At 66.4% G+C, this 19,707-nt stretch carries 21 protein-coding genes; 6 read left to right on the forward strand and 15 right to left on the reverse strand.

Annotated elements, in window-relative coordinates:
• Positions 1–820 (forward strand): lytic murein transglycosylase (locus WAW17_RS32470; RefSeq protein WP_422336935.1); only part of this gene is annotated, 820 nt, incomplete at its 5' end.
• A 23-nt stretch (positions 821–843) separates the two neighbouring features.
• Positions 844–1,980, forward strand: coding sequence for an Mrp/NBP35 family ATP-binding protein (locus WAW17_RS32475; RefSeq protein WP_422336936.1), 1,137 nt, complete (start codon positions 844–846; stop codon positions 1,978–1,980).
• 65 nt (positions 1,981–2,045) lie between these two features.
• Here the strand turns inward: WAW17_RS32475 and tatB are convergent, their stop codons facing one another.
• The 4 genes from tatB to sigE all read right to left on the reverse strand — a co-directional run bounded on the left by tatB (position 2,046) and on the right by sigE (position 5,230).
• The gene (tatB, locus tag WAW17_RS32480; RefSeq protein WP_422336937.1) at positions 2,046–2,468 is read right to left on the reverse strand and encodes a Sec-independent protein translocase protein TatB; all 423 of its coding nucleotides are present in this window, start codon (positions 2,466–2,468) and stop codon (positions 2,046–2,048) included.
• A gap of 69 nt (positions 2,469–2,537) precedes the next feature.
• Positions 2,538–4,061, reverse strand: coding sequence for a trypsin-like peptidase domain-containing protein (locus tag WAW17_RS32485; RefSeq protein ID WP_422336938.1), 1,524 nt, complete (start codon positions 4,059–4,061; stop codon positions 2,538–2,540).
• A gap of 106 nt (positions 4,062–4,167) precedes the next feature.
• On the reverse strand, positions 4,168–4,533 hold the full coding sequence (locus WAW17_RS32490; protein WP_422336939.1) for a zf-HC2 domain-containing protein: 366 nt from the start codon (positions 4,531–4,533) through the stop codon (positions 4,168–4,170).
• 16 nt (positions 4,534–4,549) lie between these two features.
• Positions 4,550–5,230: an RNA polymerase sigma factor SigE gene (gene sigE, locus WAW17_RS32495; RefSeq protein ID WP_422336959.1), complete on the reverse strand. Its 681-nt coding sequence runs from the start codon at positions 5,228–5,230 to the stop codon at positions 4,550–4,552.
• A 282-nt stretch (positions 5,231–5,512) separates the two neighbouring features.
• Here sigE and WAW17_RS32500 point away from each other — a divergent pair, with 282 nt between their 5' ends.
• Positions 5,513–6,151 (forward strand): O-methyltransferase, encoded by a 639-nt coding sequence (locus WAW17_RS32500; RefSeq protein WP_422336940.1) that lies wholly within the window; start codon positions 5,513–5,515, stop codon positions 6,149–6,151.
• Between the two features lie 19 nt (positions 6,152–6,170).
• On the opposite strand, the gene glgC is transcribed toward WAW17_RS32500, so the two are convergent.
• The gene (gene glgC, locus WAW17_RS32505) at positions 6,171–7,385 is read right to left on the reverse strand and encodes a glucose-1-phosphate adenylyltransferase (protein WP_422336941.1); all 1,215 of its coding nucleotides are present in this window, start codon (positions 7,383–7,385) and stop codon (positions 6,171–6,173) included.
• 124 nt (positions 7,386–7,509) lie between these two features.
• On the opposite strand from glgC, the gene glgA reads away from it, so the two are divergent.
• Entirely contained in the window at positions 7,510–8,682 is a 1,173-nt protein-coding gene (gene glgA / locus WAW17_RS32510) for a glycogen synthase (RefSeq protein WP_422336942.1), read from the forward strand.
• A gap of 13 nt (positions 8,683–8,695) precedes the next feature.
• On the opposite strand, the gene WAW17_RS32515 is transcribed toward glgA, so the two are convergent.
• The 10 genes from WAW17_RS32515 to dapE form a co-directional block, all read right to left on the reverse strand.
• Positions 8,696–9,535 (reverse strand): putative RNA methyltransferase, encoded by an 840-nt coding sequence (locus WAW17_RS32515; protein ID WP_422336943.1) that lies wholly within the window; start codon positions 9,533–9,535, stop codon positions 8,696–8,698.
• 86 nt (positions 9,536–9,621) lie between these two features.
• On the reverse strand, positions 9,622–9,789 hold the full coding sequence (locus tag WAW17_RS32520) for a DUF3117 domain-containing protein (protein WP_003936084.1): 168 nt from the start codon (positions 9,787–9,789) through the stop codon (positions 9,622–9,624).
• Positions 9,790–9,918: 129 nt separating this feature from the next.
• Complete coding sequence (locus WAW17_RS32525) at positions 9,919–10,515, reverse strand: DNA-3-methyladenine glycosylase I (RefSeq protein ID WP_422336944.1); 597 nt, start codon at positions 10,513–10,515, stop codon at positions 9,919–9,921.
• Entirely contained in the window at positions 10,512–10,826 is a 315-nt protein-coding gene (locus tag WAW17_RS32530; RefSeq protein WP_422336945.1) for a DivIVA domain-containing protein, read from the reverse strand. Before WAW17_RS32530 ends, WAW17_RS32525 begins: the two co-directional genes overlap by 4 nt.
• A 65-nt stretch (positions 10,827–10,891) precedes the next feature.
• On the reverse strand, positions 10,892–11,851 hold the full coding sequence (locus WAW17_RS32535; protein ID WP_422336946.1) for a glucosyl-3-phosphoglycerate synthase: 960 nt from the start codon (positions 11,849–11,851) through the stop codon (positions 10,892–10,894).
• Positions 11,848–12,747, reverse strand: a complete 900-nt coding sequence (folP, locus tag WAW17_RS32540) for a dihydropteroate synthase (protein WP_422336947.1) — start codon at positions 12,745–12,747, stop codon at positions 11,848–11,850. The genes WAW17_RS32535 and folP overlap by 4 nt, the downstream gene beginning before the upstream one ends.
• 45 nt (positions 12,748–12,792) lie before the next feature.
• Positions 12,793–14,568 carry a long-chain-acyl-CoA synthetase gene (locus WAW17_RS32545; RefSeq protein ID WP_422336948.1) on the reverse strand — a complete coding sequence of 592 codons (1,776 nt, stop codon included), beginning with the start codon at positions 14,566–14,568 and terminating at the stop codon, positions 12,793–12,795.
• A 62-nt stretch (positions 14,569–14,630) separates the two neighbouring features.
• Positions 14,631–15,191, reverse strand: coding sequence for a TIGR00730 family Rossman fold protein (locus WAW17_RS32550; RefSeq protein WP_422336949.1), 561 nt, complete (start codon positions 15,189–15,191; stop codon positions 14,631–14,633).
• Positions 15,188–15,988, reverse strand: coding sequence for a TIGR00730 family Rossman fold protein (locus WAW17_RS32555; protein WP_422336950.1), 801 nt, complete (start codon positions 15,986–15,988; stop codon positions 15,188–15,190). The genes WAW17_RS32550 and WAW17_RS32555 overlap by 4 nt, the downstream gene beginning before the upstream one ends.
• Positions 15,989–16,018: 30 nt before the next feature.
• Entirely contained in the window at positions 16,019–17,089 is a 1,071-nt protein-coding gene (gene dapE / locus WAW17_RS32560; protein WP_422336951.1) for a succinyl-diaminopimelate desuccinylase, read from the reverse strand.
• A 199-nt stretch (positions 17,090–17,288) separates the two neighbouring features.
• On the opposite strand from dapE, the gene dapD reads away from it, so the two are divergent.
• Positions 17,289–18,242 carry a 2,3,4,5-tetrahydropyridine-2,6-dicarboxylate N-succinyltransferase gene (gene dapD / locus WAW17_RS32565; protein ID WP_422336952.1) on the forward strand — a complete coding sequence of 318 codons (954 nt, stop codon included), beginning with the start codon at positions 17,289–17,291 and terminating at the stop codon, positions 18,240–18,242.
• Between the two features lie 83 nt (positions 18,243–18,325).
• Positions 18,326–19,666: an amino acid permease gene (locus WAW17_RS32570; protein WP_422336960.1), complete on the forward strand. Its 1,341-nt coding sequence runs from the start codon at positions 18,326–18,328 to the stop codon at positions 19,664–19,666.
• The last annotated feature ends 41 nt before the right edge of the window (positions 19,667–19,707 follow it).

Raw genomic sequence — 19,707 nt, forward strand, 5'->3', positions numbered from 1 at the left:
CACCGGACTCGTCCCCATCGGATTGATCACCGCAGCGAACACCGCGGGCGCGTCGACCAAGGTTCCGTTCCTCACCGCGAACTCGTCGGCGCGCATCGCCGACACCGCCGAGGACGCACAGCCCGCACCGGAAGCGGCCGAGGCCGTCGCAGCGGTCGCCGAGGCCGCACCCGTCGTTGCCGCCGCCGCGCCTGCTCCCGAGGCCGCGCCGCCGGCCCTCGCACCCGTCCAGGTCACTCCGCCACTCCCCACGAGCATCGCTCAGGGCGCGCTCGGCATCCCGGTCGTCAACGTCACGGCCTACCAGAACGCGGAGCGCATCCTCTCCGTGGAGCAGCCGGGCTGCGGGATGCACTGGACCCTCATCGCCGGAATCGGCCGCGTCGAGTCCACGCACGCGTACGACGGGAAGACCGACGACAAGGGCAACATGCTCGAGCCCGTCCTCGGCCCCGTCCTCGACGGACATCTCGCCGGCAACGCCGTCATCCGCGACACCGACGGCGGCAGGCTCGACGGTGACGCGAACTACGACCGCGCCGTCGGACCGACCCAGTTCCTGCCCGAGACCTGGAACCGCTACGCGGGAGACGGCAACGGTGACGGCAACGCCGACCCACAGAATCTCTTCGACTCGGCACTGACCACCGGCAAGTACCTGTGCGACGGCGGTCTGGACATGCGAGATCCCGTCCAGGCGGCCAAGGCCGTGCACCGCTACAACAATTCCGCGGCCTACGTGGCCAATGTTCTCGCGTGGTCGGCCGGCTACGCCAGCGGCATCGTGCCTGCCGCCTCGGCCCTGCCGCGCATTCACTGAACGACGATCCCTACCATTGAGTCATGTCCGTCCTGAGCGAGTCCGCTGTACGTAGCGCCCTGGCGCGCGTCCAAGATCCCGAGATCCGCAAACCGATCACCGAACTCGGGATGGTCAAGAGTGTCGTCGTCGCGGACGATGACAGTGTCGACATCGCCATCTACCTCACAACGGCCGGCTGCCCGATGCGGACCGAGATCAGCGACCGCGTGACCAAGGCCGTCGCCGACGTGCCCGGTGTCGGGGCCATTCGCGTGGAACTCGACGTGATGAGCGACGAGCAGCGCACGGAACTTCGGAAATCACTGCGCGGAGATTCCGCCGAACCCGTGATCCCCTTCGCCCAGCCCGGATCCCTGACCCGGGTCTACGCGGTCGCCTCAGGTAAGGGTGGAGTCGGCAAGTCCAGCGTCACGGTCAATCTGGCCGCCGCGCTCGCCGCCCGCGGACTCTCGGTGGGCGTCCTCGACGCCGACATCTACGGGCACTCGGTTCCCCGCATGCTCGGCACCGATGCCAAGCCCACCCAGGTGGAGCGGATGATCATGCCGCCCGTGGCGCACGACGTGAAGATGATCTCGATCGCGCAGTTCACGAAGGGCAACACCCCGGTCGTGTGGCGGGGACCGATGTTGCATCGCGCCCTGCAGCAGTTCCTCGCCGACGTCTTCTGGGGCGATCTCGACGTCCTGCTGCTCGATCTGCCGCCCGGTACCGGTGACGTCGCCATCTCGGTGGCACAGTTGATCCCCGGAGCCGAGATCCTCGTCGTCACCACACCCCAGCAGGCCGCCGCGGAGGTGGCCGAACGCGCCGGCGCCATCGCCCTGCAGACCCGTCAGCGCATCGTCGGCGTCGTGGAGAACATGTCCTGGATGGATCTGCCGGACGGCACCCGCATGGATGTCTTCGGCTCCGGCGGAGGTCAGGCCGTTGCCGACCGTCTGACCAAGGCCGTGGGCGCCACCGTTCCGCTACTGGGCCAGATCCCCCTCGAGCAGGCCGTGCGTGAAGGCGGTGACAGCGGGGTTCCCATCGTTCTCGGGCACCCGGAGTCGCCTGCGGCCGTCGCGCTGCTGAACATTGCCGAGAAACTGGCCGTCCGCAGGCGGGGCCTGGCGGGCATGTCATTGGGAATCGACACCACCCGCCACCTCTGACGGTCGCGGGTTCGCGACGGCCCAGCGACCAGAAGCCGCACCCGAGAACGGGTGCGCGAACCTACCTACGTGGCGTCGATGTCGATCGGCGGACGCTCGCCCGCTGCCAGTGGCTTGTTCTGCGGGGCGATCGGTGCGGCCGGGTCGGCGCTGACCGACTTGGTGCCCCCGGGCGTCGCGCCCGGACCCGGCTTGTCGAAATTGCCGGTGAGGATCGAATCATCGCCGTCGAGAAGATGTTTCGTGATGACGGCGCGCGGTGTCATTCCGCGGAGCTGATTGAGGTCGGCCAAAGGCTTGCGGAGATCGTCGAACTCCGGCCCGAGCTCGTCCTTCAGGTGCTGACTGGCACCGCTCGCGTACTCACGAACCTGCCGCAGCGACTTCGTGACCCAACTGACCGCACCGGGCAGCCGCTCGGGTCCCAAAATGACCAGAGCCGCGACCAGGAGGACCATGAACTCGCCCCAACCAATGTTGCCGAACACGTGGTCAGCCTACTGTGCCGGACAGGCTGGTGCCCAGGTGAGGAGGTGAACTCACAGCGACTCCTCGAGTCAGTCGGAGACCGGGGTCACGTCGACGTCGACAAGGCGTCCCTCACGGATCAGTTGCACCTTCACCGGTTCGCCGATCTTCTGCAGGTTCACCGCCACGACAAGTTCGTCGGCGCTGGTGACCGTCCGGTCCCCCACCTTCACGATCACGTCGTTCTCGACGATTCCGGCCTGGGCCGCCGGACCGTCCGAACGGACGTTGGCCACCTGCGCGCCACTGGTGTTGTCGTTCACGACGGTGCGGGCGTTGACCCCGATGTCCGGATGATGCATCTCGCCGTCCCGGATCAGCGTCTGCGCCACCGCGGTGACGTCGTCGATGGGGATGGCGAAACCGAGACCCACCGATCCACCGGATTCGCTGAGCATCGCGGTGTTGACACCGATCACCCGGCCGTCTGCGTCGACGAGTGCCCCACCCGAGTTGCCATGATTGATCGCGGCGTCCGTTTGGACGGCGTCGATGACAGCGTTGGTATCGGAACCTTCACCCGACAGACGCAGAGGACGGTGCAGCGCACTGACGATCCCTCGCGTGACGGTCTTGCTCAAACCGAGCGGAGAGCCGACCGCCACGACGTCCTCACCCACCTGCACGTCCTCGGACCTGCCGAGTTCGGCAACGGTGAGGTTATCGGCCGACACCTTGAGAACCGCGAGGTCCGTCTTGACGTCCCGGCCGACGATCTTCGATTCGGTCTTGGTGCCGTCCGAGAAAATCACCTGAATCTTGCCGCCGTCGGGCGCGGTGGCCGCGGACGAGATGACGTGGTTGTTGGTGACGATATATCCGGCTCCGTCGATCACGACACCCGAACCGGTACTTCCCTGATCACCGACCGCAACCTGGACGGACACCACGGCCGGCAGGACGGCGTCGGCGACCTGCGCCACCTGCGACTGTCCCATCTCTTCGTCGCTCCCGCCCTGAACCAGGGTGACGGTCCGGCTGGTGAGCGAGCTGCGGTCCGCCGTGATGACGGCCGCGAGAAGACCGCCGACCAAACCGATCGCCAGTGCGATGGCGCCGAGGGCCACGAGGGCGCGGGGCGCCACCTTGCCGCCGAACAGCACCTCACGTGCGCTGAGGGCGGGGGCGGGCGGAAGACCGCCGTCTCGGGCGTGCATCGCGGGAGCACCGAGTTGCACACCGGAATCGGGATCGCGCCACGGGTCTGCGGGAGGCGCCTCCACCGGCGGCTCGGCTGCCCGCTCGTGCGGGTCCCGTTGGATGGTGTCGACCTGACCGGGAGGACGACCGAAGGCCTCGGCGAGCACGGGGTCGGGTGAACGCACTTCGACTGCGCGGTCGCTCTCACCCCGGACCGCCGAGGGAGCGAACGAACCGGTGATACCACCGGGACGGCTGAATGCCTTGCTGGACGCGGCATCGACGTCGGGCCGGTACACCGGTCTCGGGGCGAGCCTGGGAGCGTCGTCCGGTCGGTCGATGCCCGACGCGTCAGCCGTGCCGACGTCGGGACCGGACTTTCCGGGTCCCGGTGTCTTCGAATCCGCCGTCACGCTGTCGTGTCCCCCTCGTCTGCGTCGGTCACGCGGGCCAGTATCCGCTCAAGTATCACTGATGCTCCGGGGGACACGGATACTGCCGTCGTTTCGTGCGACCCGCTCAACGCCGCCGACGCCGCGACCAGAGACGATCGGCAATCGAGGACGAGCCTGCGACCGGGGAATCGATTCCGGAGGGGCCGAGAGGAGAATGATGTCCGGTGCGCTCGGTCTGATTGCAGGTGGGAATCTGACTGAGCAGGCCCAGCAGGCCGGACGGCATCACCACGTCGCGGCTGCGTCGCAACGCACGACGCGCCTGTTGCTGGGCGTCCACTTCGAATGCGCAATCCGGGCATATCGACAGATGGTGTGCGGCGCGTAGATACGCGGTCATCCGCAGTTCGCCGTCGACGTAGGCTGCGATCGCCTCGCTCGCCAGATGCTCGGTGGAGCCAAACTCGCGAGGTACACGCCCCTGCGTCATTCGTCCCTCCTGGTAGCTACCCGACGCCGATCTGATCGGAGTCAACCTTTCCGTTCACAGCCAAATGCTCTCGCAACGCCTGCCTGCCGCGGTGGATACGGCTACGCACGGTTCCGAGCTTCACACCCAGTGTGGCACCGATCTCTTCGTACGACAGTCCTTCGATGTCACACAGCACGACGGCGGCACGGAATTCCGGAGCCAGTGAATCGAGCGCGGCCTGGAGATCCGCGTCGAGCCGGGCATCGTGATACACCTCTTCCGGGTTCGGTCCCTCCGCAGGAACACGATCGTAGTCCTCGGGCAACGCTTCCATGCGGATGCGGTTGCGGCGTCGCACCATGTCGAGAAACAGGTTCGTGGTGATGCGGTGCAGCCAGCCCTCGAACGTGCCGGGCTGGTAGTCGGACAATGAACGAAACACTCGGATGAAGGTGTCCTGGGTGAGGTCCTCCGCGTCCTGCGCATCACCGGAGAGTCGGTACGCCAGCCGGTACACGCGGTCGCCGTGCTCGCGGACGAGTTCGTCCCACGACGGCATCGCCGACTTCTTCCCTGTGGCATCGAACACAGCGGTGCCAGTCAATTCGGCGTGGTCTGCCGGCGACACCTCTGCCGGCGACACCTCTGCCGGCGACACCTCTACCGGGGACACGGGAACATCGGCACCTCTGGTGGGGCGCTCGTTTCGAGCCATCTGGTGTTCGTTCATCGAGTTAAGTGGATCCTCCTACTCGGGACCGCAGATCACAGACGACCTGGTATCAGAGCACAACTCCCGAGAGTCCGGATTTGTTCCCGGACGCCGGGGGGTTTCCCGGTCGTCGTCATGATCTCCCCGCCGTGCGGTCGTCGGATCTGGCGATGTACTCACTCTCTCCCACCGCGTTATGTGCGGGGTGTGAGCAAGCTGAAGTCTTCCTGAGAATTGTTCGAGGGGCGCGCCTCGCAGCGGTGATGCCGAGACCCCGATAGCCTGATGTGCGTGCAGACACACGCCGAACGGATACTCACCCACGCGGAAGGGGCTGTCCGTGAAGACGAGGCCCTCGGTGCGGCCCGGGAGCGGGCGGACGACCTCGGTGCCGGGCCGGTACCTCCCGCAGTCGGCGCTGCCCTCGCGGTGTTCGCTCGAATGCTCGACGCCAAGACCGTCGTCGAAGTGGGAACCGGGGCCGGCGTGAGCAGTCTCTGGCTGCTCCGCGGCATGCGTGAGGACGGAGTGCTCACCACCATCGACAGCGAGCCCGAACATCAGCGGGCCGCGAAGCAATCGTTCCGGATCAACGACATCGCACCGGCACGCACCCGACTGATCAACGGCCGCGCACTCGACGTACTCCCGAGGCTCGCGGACGGCGGATACGACCTGGTCTTCGTGGACAGTTCGCCGGTCGACCACCCGCAGTATGTTCGCGAAGGGGTGCGCCTGCTGCGGCCCGGCGGAGCAATCGTGTTGCACAACGCCCTGCACGGGGGCCGCGTCGTGGACCCGAGCCAGCGTGACGCCGCGACCGTCGCCGTCCGGGAGGCTGCGAAGGCGCTCGCGGAGGACGACCAGCTGATCCGGGTGTTCCTCCCGCTCGGTGACGGCCTGCTCTGCGCTTCCAAGCTCTAGTCAGTCAGATCCACACGAGTCAGATCCACACGCCCTTGCCGATAGCCACCACACCGCCATTGCTGATGGCGAAGCGTTGCCGGTCGCGCTCGAGGTCGACCCCGATGATCTCACCGTCTCCCACGACCACGTTCTTGTCGAGGATTGCGCGGCGGACCACAGCCCCCTTGCCGATCCGGACGCCGGGCATGAGGACGCTTCCTTCCACGGTCGCCCCGCTGTCGATCATCACGTTGGAACTGAGGACGGAATTGCGGACGGTCGCCGCGGACAGAATGCAGCCCGCCCCGACCACCGACTCCTGCGCCAGGCCGCCCTGCACGAACTTCGCCGGGGCCAGGTTCTCCGTCTCACCGCGGATCGGCCAGCGCCGGTTGTACAGGTTGAAGATCGGATGCACCGAGACCAGATCCATGTGGGCGTCGTAGAACGCGTCGAGTGTTCCGACGTCCCGCCAGTACCCTCTGTCGCGGTCCGTGGCGCCCGGAACGATGTTGTCCTTGAAGTCGTATACCGATGCCTCGCCGGCCTCCACGAGTGCGGGAATGATGTCGCCGCCCATGTCGTGGTCGGAGTCCGGATTCTCGGAATCGGCACGAATGGCGTCGACGAGCGCCTTGGTGGTGAACACGTAGTTACCCATCGACGCGAATGTCATGTTGGGATCGTCCGGGGTTCCCGGCGGATGCGCCGGCTTCTCGAGGAACTGGATGATGCGGCCCGACTCGTCGCTGTCGATGCAGCCGAATGCGAAGGCCTCGCTACGCGGCACGCGGATTCCGGCAACCGTCACCCCGGCACCCGAATCGATGTGGTGCTGCACCATCTGTTCCGGATCCATCCGGTACACGTGGTCGGCGCCGAACACCACGATGTACTCGGGGTCCTCGTCGTAGACGAGATTGAGGGACTGCAGGATGGCGTCTGCACTACCGGTGTACCAGCGCGGACCCAGACGTTGCTGCGCCGGTACGGGAGTGATGTATTCCCCCGTGAACCCGGACAGTCGCCACGTCTGAGAAATGTGACGGTCCAATGAATGCGACTTGTACTGGGTCAGCACACACAGGCGGAGATACCCCGCATTCACCAGGTTGCTCAACACGAAGTCGATCAGCCGATAGGCACCGCCGAACGGCACGGCCGGCTTCGCCCGATCCGCAGTGAGCGGATACAGACGTTTGCCCTCGCCGCCGGCGAGCACGATTCCAAGCACATGTGGCTGACTCCTCACACCTGTCAACCTATCGGGCGGTTACTGCCCCCGCCAGCGAAGGGTCCGGCCGCCGTGTCGCCGAGACCCGAATGTGTCCGCGCCGCGGTGGCCGGAATCTGCCCGGACCGATACGTTAGGGCGCGTGCGGGTGGCGATGATGACCAAGGAGTACCCACCGGAGATCTATGGCGGTGCGGGCGTACACGTCACCGAACTGGTTCCTCGGCTGAGGCAGCTGTGTGAGGTGGACGTGCATTGCATGGGCGCTCCGCGGGCAGGGGCCTTCGTGCACGTCCCCGACCCCGAACTGACCGGGGCCAACCCCGCCCTGGCGACTCTCTCGGCCGAACTGCGAATGGCTCATGCGGCCGCTGGTGTCGACGTGGTGCATTCGCACACCTGGTACGCAGGGCTGGCCGGCCATCTCGCGGCGGCCCTCTATGACGTTCCTCATATCCTCACCGCGCACTCTCTCGAACCGCGGCGGCCGTGGAAGGCCGAACAACTCGGCGGCGGATACCGGATCTCCTCCTGGTCCGAACGTAACGCGGTGGAGCACGCGGATGCCGTGATCGCCGTCAGTGCGGGTATGCGGCTCGATGTTCTCGACGCCTATCCGTCGGTTGATCCGGGCCGGGTTCACGTGGTACGCAACGGAATCGACACGTCGATCTGGCACGCAGGCCCCGCCGAACCGGAACAGGAGTCCGCGCTGGAGCGGATCGGCGTCGACCCCGCCGAGCCGATGGTGGCGTTCGTCGGTCGCATCACGCGGCAGAAGGGTGTCGGGCACCTGATCGCTGCCGCACACCGGTTCGATCCCGACATCCAGCTGGTGCTGTGCGCAGGTGCCCCGGACACCCCGGAGATCGCAGCGGAGACCGAGCACGCCGTCGCGGCTCTCGCGGCACACCGGAACAACGTCTTCTGGGTACGTGAAATGCTGCCGGCCGAGCAGGTGCGAGAAATCCTCTCGGCGGCAGACGTGTTCGTATGTCCGTCGGTGTACGAGCCGCTGGGCATCGTGAATCTCGAGGCCATGGCCTGCGAGACCGCGGTCGTGGCATCCGATGTTGGCGGAATCCCGGAGGTGGTCGAGGACGGTGTCACCGGCCGTCTCGTGCACTACAACTCGTACGAGCCCGAGTTGTTCGAGCAGGCGCTGGCGGACGCTGTCAACGAAATCGCCTCGGACTCCGGTATCGCCGGGGCCATGGGTAAGGCGGGCCGGGAGCGGGCAATCGCCGAGTTCTCCTGGACGGCAATCGCCCGGCAGACTCTCGACGTGTATCTCGATGCCCTGTCACGCCGGTGAGGACCGTCCCCGGTCAGAGCCGGGCGTAGGTGGACACCGTGACCGAGGCCGTCACGACGCAGGGCTCGGGTAGTTCCCCGATCGCGGTCGTGAGCTGATCAGCCGTCAGGTGACGCGCGGAGGGCCCCATGCCGACCAGACGCGTCACCTCGGCATGCGACAGGTTCATCGGGTACTCCACACCTCGGTGCCGGGTTCGCTCGAACCTGCCCGACATGGCGGCGCCGAGTCGCTCGACCTTGCGATCGTCCACCCGGACCATTCCGAGCAGTTCCACGAGTTCGCCGAGATGCCGTTCGGTGGGAGTGACCACCACCAGAACTCCGTTTTCCCGCAAGGCACGAGAGGCCTCGTCCGCGTTGCGAGGGGCGAACACGCACAACACATGACTGAGCACGTGATCCCGTACCGGAAGGTGATGCCACACGTCGGCCACCACTGCCCCGGCGTGCGGATGGGCGCGGGCGATCCGCCGGGCCGCGTACTTCGAGACGTCGAGCCCGATTCCGCGTGCCGCGGGAACCGCATCGAGCACCCTCGCGAGATAGTGGCCTGTGCCTGCGCCGATTTCGAGGATGCACGGCGTGTCGCCGGGGTCGGTGGACACGACCGCATCCGCGACGGCGTCCATGAGGGGATCGAAACTGCCGCCCGCGAGGAACTCCGCACGGGCCGCGATCATCTCCGGGCTGTCGCCCTCGAACTTGCTCGCGGTCCCGCTCATCAGACTGACGTAACCCTGGCGGGCCACATCGAATGTGTGTCCGGCGTCACACACCACCACGTTCTCGTCGATTTCCATCTCGGACCGGCACTGCGGACACGCCAGCAGGTCGATCACATCAGACAGCACCGGTGTATGCCTCCCGGCTCGTGAACATGAAGCAGGCCCCGCACCGAGAACGGCGACGGGGCCTGCCCTGTAAGTCCTGCACTCGACTAGCTGGTGACACCCTTGAGCTCTTCACCGAGTGCAGCAGCTTCCTCCGGGGTGAGCTCGACAACCAGACGTCCACCACCCTCGAGCGGAACCCGCATGACGATTCCTCGTCCCTCTTTGGTTGCTTCGAGGGGACCGTCCCCGGTCCGGGGCTTCATGGCCGCCATCCTCTGCTCCCTCCAGATCTGCGCTGCCTGCTTGCGCCTCGACAAATTGTGGCGCCTCGCCAACCATCGACGAGGCTCGTGCGGTCCATTCTTCCCTATGGACACAAGTACCGGGAACCGGAGTCACTATTAGCCCGTTCCACCGGTGGCTCCGACACCGACCGGAACCCAGCAACCGGCCACGTGATCATCGACCATGCCGGTGGCCTGCATGAGCGCATAGGCAGTGGTAGGACCCACAAATCGGAATCCCCGACGCTTCAATTCCTTCGCCATCGCGGTGGATTCGACCGTGACCGCCGGAACCTCCTCCACGGTGGTGAGCCGTCTCGGGCGCGGCGCCGGAGCGAACGACCACAGCAATGAATCCAGATCGGTGTCCGACAATTCGAGAGTGGCGCGGGCGTTTCTGATCGCCGCCTCGATTTTCGCCCGGTTGCGCACGATCGCGGCGTTGGTCAGCAGGCGCTCGACATCCCGTTCGGTGTACCGCGCCACAGCCTCCGGGTCGAACGCTTCGAACGACTCCCGGAACGCCTCCCGTTTTCGGAGGATTGTGATCCAGGACAGCCCGGATTGGAACGCCTCCAGGCACAGCCGCTCGTACAGCTCGTTCCGCCCGTACAGGGGGCGTCCCCACTCCTCGTCGTGATAGTCGCGGTAGAGCCGGGTGCCGTCGGTGTCGACCGCCCACCCACACCGGACCCGGTTGTCCGTGGCCGTCACGAGAAGCCGTCCGGCCGGTCGTGTGCGGCCGCCTCGAGTGCCGCCAACCGCTCACGCAACGAGTCGATCTCACGTGCCAATCGCGTCAGCGCCCAGTCGACTTCACTTGTCTTGTATCCGCGCAAGGTCTGCTGGAAGCGCAGGGCCTCCACATCGGCACCGGTGACTCCCTCCGCGGGAAGTGCTGTGAGGGTGGTGCCCGGAGGGAGGGGTGCAAGCTCCTCGGAGCGACCGAACACCGCACTGGCAGCGAGGAAGAGCATCGCGCCGACAAACGCCATGACAAGCAGATAGAGCAGGGCTGTCACCATGCCTCGATCCTGTCACGGACCTCCGACACCGATGTCCGGACACCCGCGTGCGAGTGGCTCCACCCTCAGGGGTGCACCGTGTTCATCGGCGGACGATCCGTCAGCACCACTTCCGTGGTGGTCGGGACGAACGAATCCCCGTCCACGAGGAACTGGGTGAGCCCCGCACCCGAGTCCTCGACACCGCAGCGCCGCATCATCGTTCCGATGATCTGCCTGCTCATCACCCCGAGCTCGGACAGCGGGCGGTTGCGATGCTTGCGCACACCCAGGTTGACCTGTCCGATCGCTCCCAGCCCGAGCCGGTCGTACGTGTCGAGCAGAAGACCGATCTCGACGCCGTAGCCCGGCGCGAACGGTACCGCCGACAGCAACTCCCGGGTGCCCGCGTATTCGCCCCCGAGCGGTTGGAGGACGCTGGTCAGTTCCGGTCGCAGGGAGGCGAGCAACGGCCGGGCCACCAACTCGGTGACACGGCCACCGCCGTTCGCATCCTCGGATCCGCTGAGACGCAACGGGCGGCGGTAGTAACCCTTCACCAGATGAATACCGTCCACGGTCAGAAGTGGTCCCAGCAGTTTGGGTACGAACGCCGGATCGGGATTGATGAGGTCCGAGTCGACGAAGGCAATGATGTCCCCGGTGCTTGCGGCGATCGACCGCCACAGCACCTCGCCCTTTCCCGCGACGGGCGGGAACGCCGGTACCGCCTCCTCACGGCTGATGACGGTGGCACCCGCAGCGCGGGCCCGCTCGGCCGTGAGGTCCGTCGACCCGGAATCGAGCACGATCAGTTCGTCCACGAGACCGCCTAGCAGGGGACGGATGGTGTCGACGACCGCCGCGACCGTCTCTTCCTCGTTGAGCGCGGGGAGAACGACCGAGACGGTCCGCCCCCGTTTCGCACGCTCGAGTTCCTCGATGCTCCAGTGCGGCTGGTCCCAGCTGTTCGCGTCCGCCCAACTCCGGGGAAGGCGCGGTTCGTCCAGCAGTGCGCGGGAGACGCGCTCCCCCAGGGCACTCATGCCAGCCCCCGCACCGTGCGCGCCGGTGCGCGCCTGCCCTGAATGGCGGCCACCATGTCCACCACTCGTCGCGTGGGGGCAACCTCATGGACCCGGAAGACCCGGGCGCCTCCTGCGGCGGCCAAAGCTGTCGCTGCCAATGTTCCCTCCAACCGATCGACGAGATCCACCCCTAGAGTCTCCCCGACGAAGTCCTTGTTGCTCAGCGCCATGAGCACTGGCCATCCGGTGTTAACAAGATCTTCCACCCGACGCAACAACTCGAGCCCGTGATAGGTGTTCTTGCCGAAATCGTGTGTGGGGTCGATGAGGATCGAGTCGGCCGGCACACCCAGACGGGCGGCACGCTCGGCGGCCGTCACCACTTCACGGAGCACGTCCGCGACGATGTCGGTATAGCGCACGCGGAACGGACGGGTGCGGGGTACCGCCCCGCCGGTGTGGGAACAGACGATGCCCGCACCGGTCTCGGCGGCGACCTCCACGAGTTCGGGATCGGCGCCGGCCCAGGTGTCGTTGACGAGGTCTGCCCCCTCGGCCCGCGCCCGTCGCGCCACCTCGCTCCGCCATGTGTCGACGCTGATGAGCAGTTCCGGATAGCGCGCGCGTATCGCCGCGACGAACGGCACCACACGCCGGATCTCCTCGGCAGCGTCGACCTCATCCCCCGGCCCCGCCTTCACACCACCGATGTCCACCAGATCGGCACCCTCGTCCACCGCCCGCGCGACGGCGGCCATCGCGGCAGCATCGGTGAACGTGGCACCACGGTCGTAGAACGAGTCCGGTGTGCGGTTCACGATGGCCATGACCAGCGCGCGGTCGACCGCCACCGGTCGCCCACAGAGGGTGGACGAGGGGTGGTCGAGCGCGGACTGTGCGTGGGTCTCGGCCATGCCCCCAATATTGACACGCAGGGGGAACCACCACCTGCCGGGCACCTATGCCTTCGGGAGCACACCCTTGGCGATTTCGCCGACGTAGTCGCCGTACGACTGCCGGTATCCCTCGCTGCGGCTCACCAGGACGTAGAGTCGGGAGACGTCGTCGACCTCGTACCCTTCCTTGCGCAGTTGCACCTTCTGGCTCTTGAACGTCGACGTCTGCTCGAGTGAATCGACGATGCGGATGAACAGCGGCACAGCGTACGAGGGCAGCTTGTCGAACAGCAACGCCGCGACACCGGTGGCATCGAACTTCTCGCCGTCGTTCAGCGTCACCGCGGCCATTCCTGCTCGGCCGTCGGCCCCCGGAATCTCGACTCCGTACACGACGGCGTGTTCGATGGCCGGATGCGCGAGCAGCGCGCCCTCGACCTCCGTGGTGGCCACGTTCTCACCTTTCCAGCGGAACGTGTCACCGAGCCGGTCCACGAATGCGACGTGCGCCCAACCCTGACGGCGCACGAGGTCGCCGGTGTCGAACCAGCAGTCGCCGTCCGCGAACGCGTCGCGCACGAGTTTCTTGTCGGTGGCTTCCTCGTCGGTGTATCCGTCGAACGGGGACCGGTCCGTCACCTTCGACAGCAGGAGTCCGACCTGTCCGATCGTCACCTTGCGTAGCCTGCCGTCGGAGTACCGCCGGGGTTCGCCGCTGTCCTCGTCGTACTCGACGACCGCGTGGGGCAGCGGGCAGATCCCGGCCGTCCTGTCCACGTTGAGTGCGTTGACGAAGGCGATATTGCATTCGCTGGCACCGTAGAACTCGGCAACGCGTGAGATTCCGAATCGCTCGGTGAACTCGGACCAGATCTCGGGCCGAAGTCCGTTCCCGACCATCAGCCGGATTCCGTTGTCCCGATCGCCGGGCTTCTCGGGCCGGTTGAGAAGATAGCGGCACAGCTCACCGATGTAGGCGAATGCGGTGGCCCTGTTCAGGGCGACGTCGTCCCAGAACTTGGACGCCGAGAACTGGCGGCCCAGCGCGAGCGTGGCCCCTGATCCCAGCACAGCGGACAGCGACACCGTCAGCGCGTTGTTGTGATAAACCGGCAGGCAGCAGTAGAGGGTGTCGCTGCCGCGGAGCCGTACACCGAGGTTCCCGAGTCCGGACATGCTCTTGAGCCACCGGAAGTGGCTCATCAGGCTCGCCTTGGGGAGTCCGGTGGTGCCTGAGGTGAAGATGTAGAACGCCTTCTCCCGTGCCTGGATCTCCGCGCAGACGGCGGGATTGTCGTCGTCGGCCTTCTCGGCGAGGTTGTTCAGGTCGTCGACGTATACGACCGAGTCCACCGCCGGCGGCTCGTCGAGCGAGTCGACGGCCTCGCAACACTCCTCGGACACCACCACGAGCCGGCCGTTCAACAGGGAGATGCTGTGCGCCAGTACACCGCCGCGCTGATTGTGATTGAGCATTCCCGCCGCCGCGCCGAGTTTCACCGTCGCGAGGGTGACCAGCAGAGTCTCCGGTGTGTTCTTACCGAGGATGCCGACGACGTCACCTCTCCCGACGCCGAGATCAGCGAGCGCATGGGCGTAGCGGTTGACGCGGGCGTTGGCGTCCGCGTAGCTGATCGACTCGCCTTCGAACCGGAGAAAATCGCGACGGGGGTGCGCTGCCGCCACGCGCTGGAAGACGAGCCCGACGGACTCCTTGGCGTCCGGCGTCCGGAGAAGCCCGACCGCCCCCTTCGCCATGAGCGGTAATTCCGGAATCATGGCCGGCAACCGCAGGGCGAGATCTACCAAAGTGATCGTTGAACGGGCTTCAGATCGCATGACTTCCCCTCAGCGTGCGGTATGAGTCAAGTCACCTTACTGCACGGTAACAACCTTTGGGGTCAGAGTAGGCACGCGTCGAGCGCTGCCCCGACCTCGGTGTGCACCACCAGCCTGTCGAGTGCACGCCGGGACACGAACCCGCCGCCCCGCAGACCCTCGAGCCATTCGAGCAGTCCGGTGTAGTGGCCGACGGGATCGAGCAGGACGACAGGCTTGTCATGCATTCCCAGATACCCCGCTGTCCAGGTTTCGAAAAGCTCCTCGAGCGTGCCGATACCGCCGGGCAGGGTGACGAACGCGTCCGCCCGGTCCTCCATCACCTGCTTGCGCTGACGCATCGTGTCGGTGACGACCAGTTCGTCCGCGTCCACGTCGGCGACCTCCCTGTGCACCAGCGCTTTCGGAATCACACCCACTGTCGTGGCGCCGGACGCCCGGGCGGCTTCGGCCACCGCGCCCATCATCGAGACATTGCCGCCACCCGACACCAGTTGCCAACCACGCTTGCCGATTTCGGTTCCCACCTGGGTGGCCAACTGGAGAAAATGGTCGTCGACAGGTCCGGAGGAACAGTAGACACACACCGAGAATGGTTGCGGTGCAGCGGTTTCTCGGGTCACAGCATGTCGCCCTTCCCCATCAGCACCGCTTCGTCGACGCCTTGCTGCGACTCCACCACGATCCGCACCGCCTCGTCCACACTGTCCGTGACATGCAACAGACTCACGTCCTCCCCCGACACCTTTCCCGTACCCTCGAGCGACTTCCGTAGCCAGTCCACCAGCCCTGCCCAGTATTCGGTTCCCAGCAGCACGATCGGGAATCGGGTGATCTTCCGTGTCTGCACGAGCGTCAATGCCTCGAACAATTCGTCGAGCGTCCCGAACCCACCGGGCAGGCAGATGAACGCCTGCGAGTATTTGACGAACATCGTCTTGCGCGCGAAGAAGTAACGGAAGTTGATACCCAGGTCCACCCACTCGTTGAGTCGCTGCTCGAACGGCAACTCGATTCCCAGCCCGATCGAGTAGCCGCCTGCTTCGCAGGCTCCGCGGTTGGCCGCCTCCATGATGCCGGGGCCACCGCCGGTGATCACCGCGAACCCGGCCGCCGCCAGTCCCGCCCCCAACGCGCGTCCCGCCTCGTACTCGGGGTGGTCCTCGGTGGTTCGGGCGGATCCGAACACCGTGACGGCACGCGGAACCTCCGCCAGCGCGCCGAAGCCCTCGATGAACTCACTCTGGATTCGCAGCACGCGCCAGGGGTCGGTGTGCACCCAGTCCGTCGACCCCCGCTCGTCGAGCAGTCGCTCGTCGGTGGTGGAACCCTCGTCAGCGAGGGCTCTCCGGAGCTGCACCGGACCCCGGTGCTTCACCGGCGCAGGCGTCCGACCGCGAGTGTTCTTCTCAGGTGCCATGCGCCCAAGGCTATCGGGCGGGCGTGGTGGTCAGGCGGTGAGATAGGCGCGCAGTACCGTCGCGACGTCGGTGATCTGCCGCACCGGAACGTGCTCGTCCCGCTTGTGCGCCAGATTGGGATCACCGGGGCCGTAATTGACGGCCGGAATGCCCAGGGCGGAGAAGCGCGACACGTCCGTCCACCCGTACTTGGCCCGGAACCGGCCGCCGGCCGCCTCGATCAACGCAGCCGCGGCCGGGTCGGACAGTCCGGGAAGGGCGCCAGGGGACAGGTCGGTCACCTCGAACCCGAGCGCGAGCCCGTCCAGCACCTCCCGCACGTGCTCGACGGCCTGCTCGGCAGTGCGATCGGGTGCGAAACGGAAGTTCACGTCCATCTCGGCGGCGTCGGGAACCACATTCCCGGCCACCCCGCCCGCGATCCGGACCGCGGACAGACCCTCGCGATAGACGCAGCCGTCGATGTCCACCGACCGCGGAACGTAGTCGGAGAGCCGCTGCAGAACCGGTGCAAATCGGTGGATCGCGTTGTCCCCCAGCCACGATCTCGCGGAATGGGCACGGGTGCCCCGGGTGGTGAGGGTGACACGCAGTGTGCCCTGGCAACCCGCTTCGATGAAGCCGCCCGTCGGCTCACCGAGGATCGCGACATCGGCTCGCAGCCAGTCGGGGTTGTCGCGTTCGATCCGACCGAGCCCGTTGTGAACGGCCGCGATTTCTTCGCAGTCGTAGAACACCAGAGTCAGATCGTGCGCGAGGTTCTCGACCGTGGCCGCAAGATGGAGGAACACCGCGTCGCCGGACTTCATGTCGACCGTGCCGCATCCGTGCAGGAACTCACCCTCTCGCCGTGACGGCACGTTGTCTGCGATGGGAACCGTATCGAGGTGGCCGGCGAGCATCACCCGGCTGGGCAGCCCCCGAGCGGTGCGGGCGAGCACGGCGTTACCGTCACGGATGATCTCGAATCCGGTGGTCTGTTCGCGCAGCGCCGCCTCGACGGCCGCCGCGATCACCGACTCGTCCCGGGAAACGCTCGGAATGTCCACGAGAGCAGCGGTGAGGTCGATCGGGTCGGCGTGCAGGTCGAGTGTGCTCACGCATACACCCTAACCAGGCGTCGACACTGCTCGTCCACCGAAACCACCGCACGCAATACAGCCCGCGTCCGGACGGAAGACCCGTCCACCGAAAAGGTCGGTGCTGCATGCTTCCGCAGCCAACTGGGACGCGCACAGTTTTCAGCCCGGTACCACCGCGCAGGAATCTCCGAGTAATGAGGCAGTAACCTTTGGTGTCGTGAGCACACAGGGAGCATCCGCAGTAGGCATCGCCAACGTGACCGTCGGCGGCACGGTCCTCGACACCTGGTTCCCGGCGCCCGAACTGGGGTCGTTCGACGAGGCCGGCACCGTACGCGTCGAGGGCGCCGACATCCCCTCCGATCTGGCCCTTCTCGCCGGACCGGACGAGGCCCGTGAGGTCGAGCAGATCGTGGTCCGCACCACCATCACCGATCTCTCCGCACCGCCGGCCGACGCCCACGACGTCTACCTGCGCTTGCACCTTCTCTCCCACCGCCTCGTCGCTCCGCACGGCGTCAATCTCGACGGCATCTTCGGATTCCTGGCCAACGTGGTGTGGACCAACTTCGGGCCGTGCGCCGTCGAAGGCTTCGAGACCGTGCGATCCCGCCTGCGGATTCGCGGCGCCGTCACCGTCTTCGGTGTGGACAAGTTCCCCCGCATGGTCGACTACGTGGTGCCCTCCGGCGTCCGGATCGCCGACGCCGATCGTGTCCGTCTCGGCGCTCACCTGGCCAGCGGCACCACGGTCATGCACGAGGGCTTCGTCAACTTCAACGCCGGCACGCTCGGCAACTCCATGGTGGAGGGCCGCATCTCGGGTGGCGTCGTAGTCGACGACGGTTCCGACGTGGGCGGCGGCGCATCGATCATGGGCACCCTCTCCGGGGGTGGCAAGGAGGTCATCTCGGTGGGCAAGCGCTGCCTCCTCGGTGCCAACTCCGGCCTCGGCATCTCCCTGGGCGACGACTGCGTACTCGAGGCGGGCCTGTACGTCACCGCCGGCACCAAGGTCGCCGGCCCGGACGGCACGGTGATCAAGGCCAAGGAGCTGAGCGGCAAGTCGAACCTGCTGTTCCGCCGGAACTCGGTGTCCGGTGCCGTCGAGGTGGTGCCGTGGAAGGGCACCGGCGTGGAGTTGAACGCAGCATTACACGCAAACGACTGACAGTAGTGGGCGCACGCACGACCGGCACCACCACCGATTCGACCGGCAACCTCGGGAAGGGCCTGAAGGTCCGTCATCTCACGATGATGGGTCTCGGCTCCGCCATCGGTGCCGGCCTGTTCCTCGGCACCGGTGTCGGCATCGCGACGGCCGGCCCCGCCGTTCTCGTCTCCTATTTCCTCGCCGGGCTGATCGTCGTCTTCGTGATGCGGATGCTCGGCGAGATGGGAGCCGCGATACCCGCCAGCGGATCCTTCTCCCATTACGCGCGGATCGGCATCGGACCGTGGGCCGGGTTCGTGATGGGCTGGCTGTACTGGTTCATGCTCATCATGGTGCTCGGGGCGGAGATCACCGGCGCCTCGGGCATCGTGAGCCAGTGGTTGCCGGACATGCCGCAGTGGGTGGTCGCCCTCGTCTTCGTGATCTTCTTCGCCGTGGTCAACCTCGCCAAGGTCGGTAACTTCGGTGAGTTCGAATTCTGGTTTGCCGCCATCAAGGTCACCGTGATCATCGCTTTCCTGGTGGTCGGGGTACTGCTGGTGTTCGGCCTGCTGCCCGACACCCAACCGGTGGGGGCCACCAACCTGTTCGGCCGAGGCGGGTTCATGCCCGAGGGATTCGCCGGTGTCGCCGCCGGACTCCTGGTGGTGGCGTTCGCCTTCGGCGGCATCGAGATCGTGACCATCGCGGCAGCGGAGTCGGAGAATCCGGAACGGTCGATCGCCACCGCCGTGCGCAGCATCGTCTGGCGGATCAGTGTCTTCTATCTGGGATCGATCTCGATCATGGTCCTGGTCCTGCCTTGGGACTCGTCCGAGCTGAAGAGCGGTCCGTTCGTGTCTGTGTTGAACCAGGCGCACATCCCGTACGTGGCCGGGTTCATGGAACTCGTCGTCGTGGTCGCGTTGCTGTCGGCTTTCAACGCCAACATCTACGGCACCTCACGGATGGCGTTCTCCCTCGCCCGCAGGGGCGACGGCCCCGCTGTCATGGCGAGGCTCTCCGGCTCCGGGGTGCCGGTGGGCGCCGTGCTGCTGTCGGTGTTCTTCGGTTTCGTGAGCGTGCTGCTCAACTGGTGGTTACCGGACGACCTGCTCGGACTGCTGCTGAACGCGGTCGGGTCGGCCCTGCTGGTGATCTGGATCTTCATCGTCGTCTCGCACCTGCGGCTGCGGCCGCGGCTCGAACGCGAGGGCAAGCTGACGGTCCGTATGTGGTTGTTCCCGTGGCTCAGCTACGGCACGCTGTCCATGCTCGGCGGCTTCGTGCTGCTCATGCTCCTCGACACGGACGCCCGGATTCAGTTGATCTCCACCTGCGTGCTGTTCCTCGGGATCACGGCGCTCGCATTCCTCAACACCCGCATACGGAACCACCGCGGCACCGCCGCTGGTTCCGCCCGCAAGCAGCCAGGGCGGTGACGAACACGTTCGCGATGTCCCGGGGATCCTCGCCGAGGCGG

Origin of the sequence: Rhodococcus sp. (in: high G+C Gram-positive bacteria), from assembly GCF_049286785.1 — a bacterium.
Taxonomy (GTDB): domain Bacteria; phylum Actinomycetota; class Actinomycetes; order Mycobacteriales; family Mycobacteriaceae; genus Rhodococcus_F.

What these genes read in the sequence shown, in the direction of transcription:
- WAW17_RS32475 (WP_422336936.1), top strand. Translation starts at nt 844, where the DNA reads ATGTCCGTCCTGAGCGAGTCCGCTGTACGTAGCGCCCTGGCGCGCGTC.
- WAW17_RS32535 (WP_422336946.1), bottom strand. Translation starts at nt 11,851, where the DNA reads ATGAGTGCCCTGGGGGAGCGCGTCTCCCGCGCACTGCTGGACGAACCG.
- WAW17_RS32520 (WP_003936084.1), bottom strand. Translation starts at nt 9,789, where the DNA reads ATGGCGGCCATGAAGCCCCGGACCGGGGACGGTCCCCTCGAAGCAACC.
- folP (WP_422336947.1), bottom strand. Translation starts at nt 12,747, where the DNA reads ATGGCCGAGACCCACGCACAGTCCGCGCTCGACCACCCCTCGTCCACC.
- sigE (WP_422336959.1), bottom strand. Translation starts at nt 5,230, where the DNA reads ATGGCTCGAAACGAGCGCCCCACCAGAGGTGCCGATGTTCCCGTGTCC.
- WAW17_RS32570 (WP_422336960.1), top strand. Translation starts at nt 18,326, where the DNA reads ATGATGGGTCTCGGCTCCGCCATCGGTGCCGGCCTGTTCCTCGGCACC.
- WAW17_RS32555 (WP_422336950.1), bottom strand. Translation starts at nt 15,988, where the DNA reads ATGGCACCTGAGAAGAACACTCGCGGTCGGACGCCTGCGCCGGTGAAG.
- WAW17_RS32500 (WP_422336940.1), top strand. Translation starts at nt 5,513, where the DNA reads ATGTGCGTGCAGACACACGCCGAACGGATACTCACCCACGCGGAAGGG.
- WAW17_RS32545 (WP_422336948.1), bottom strand. Translation starts at nt 14,568, where the DNA reads ATGCGATCTGAAGCCCGTTCAACGATCACTTTGGTAGATCTCGCCCTG.
- WAW17_RS32530 (WP_422336945.1), bottom strand. Translation starts at nt 10,826, where the DNA reads ATGGTGACAGCCCTGCTCTATCTGCTTGTCATGGCGTTTGTCGGCGCG.
- WAW17_RS32490 (WP_422336939.1), bottom strand. Translation starts at nt 4,533, where the DNA reads ATGACGCAGGGGCGTGTACCTCGCGAGTTTGGCTCCACCGAGCATCTG.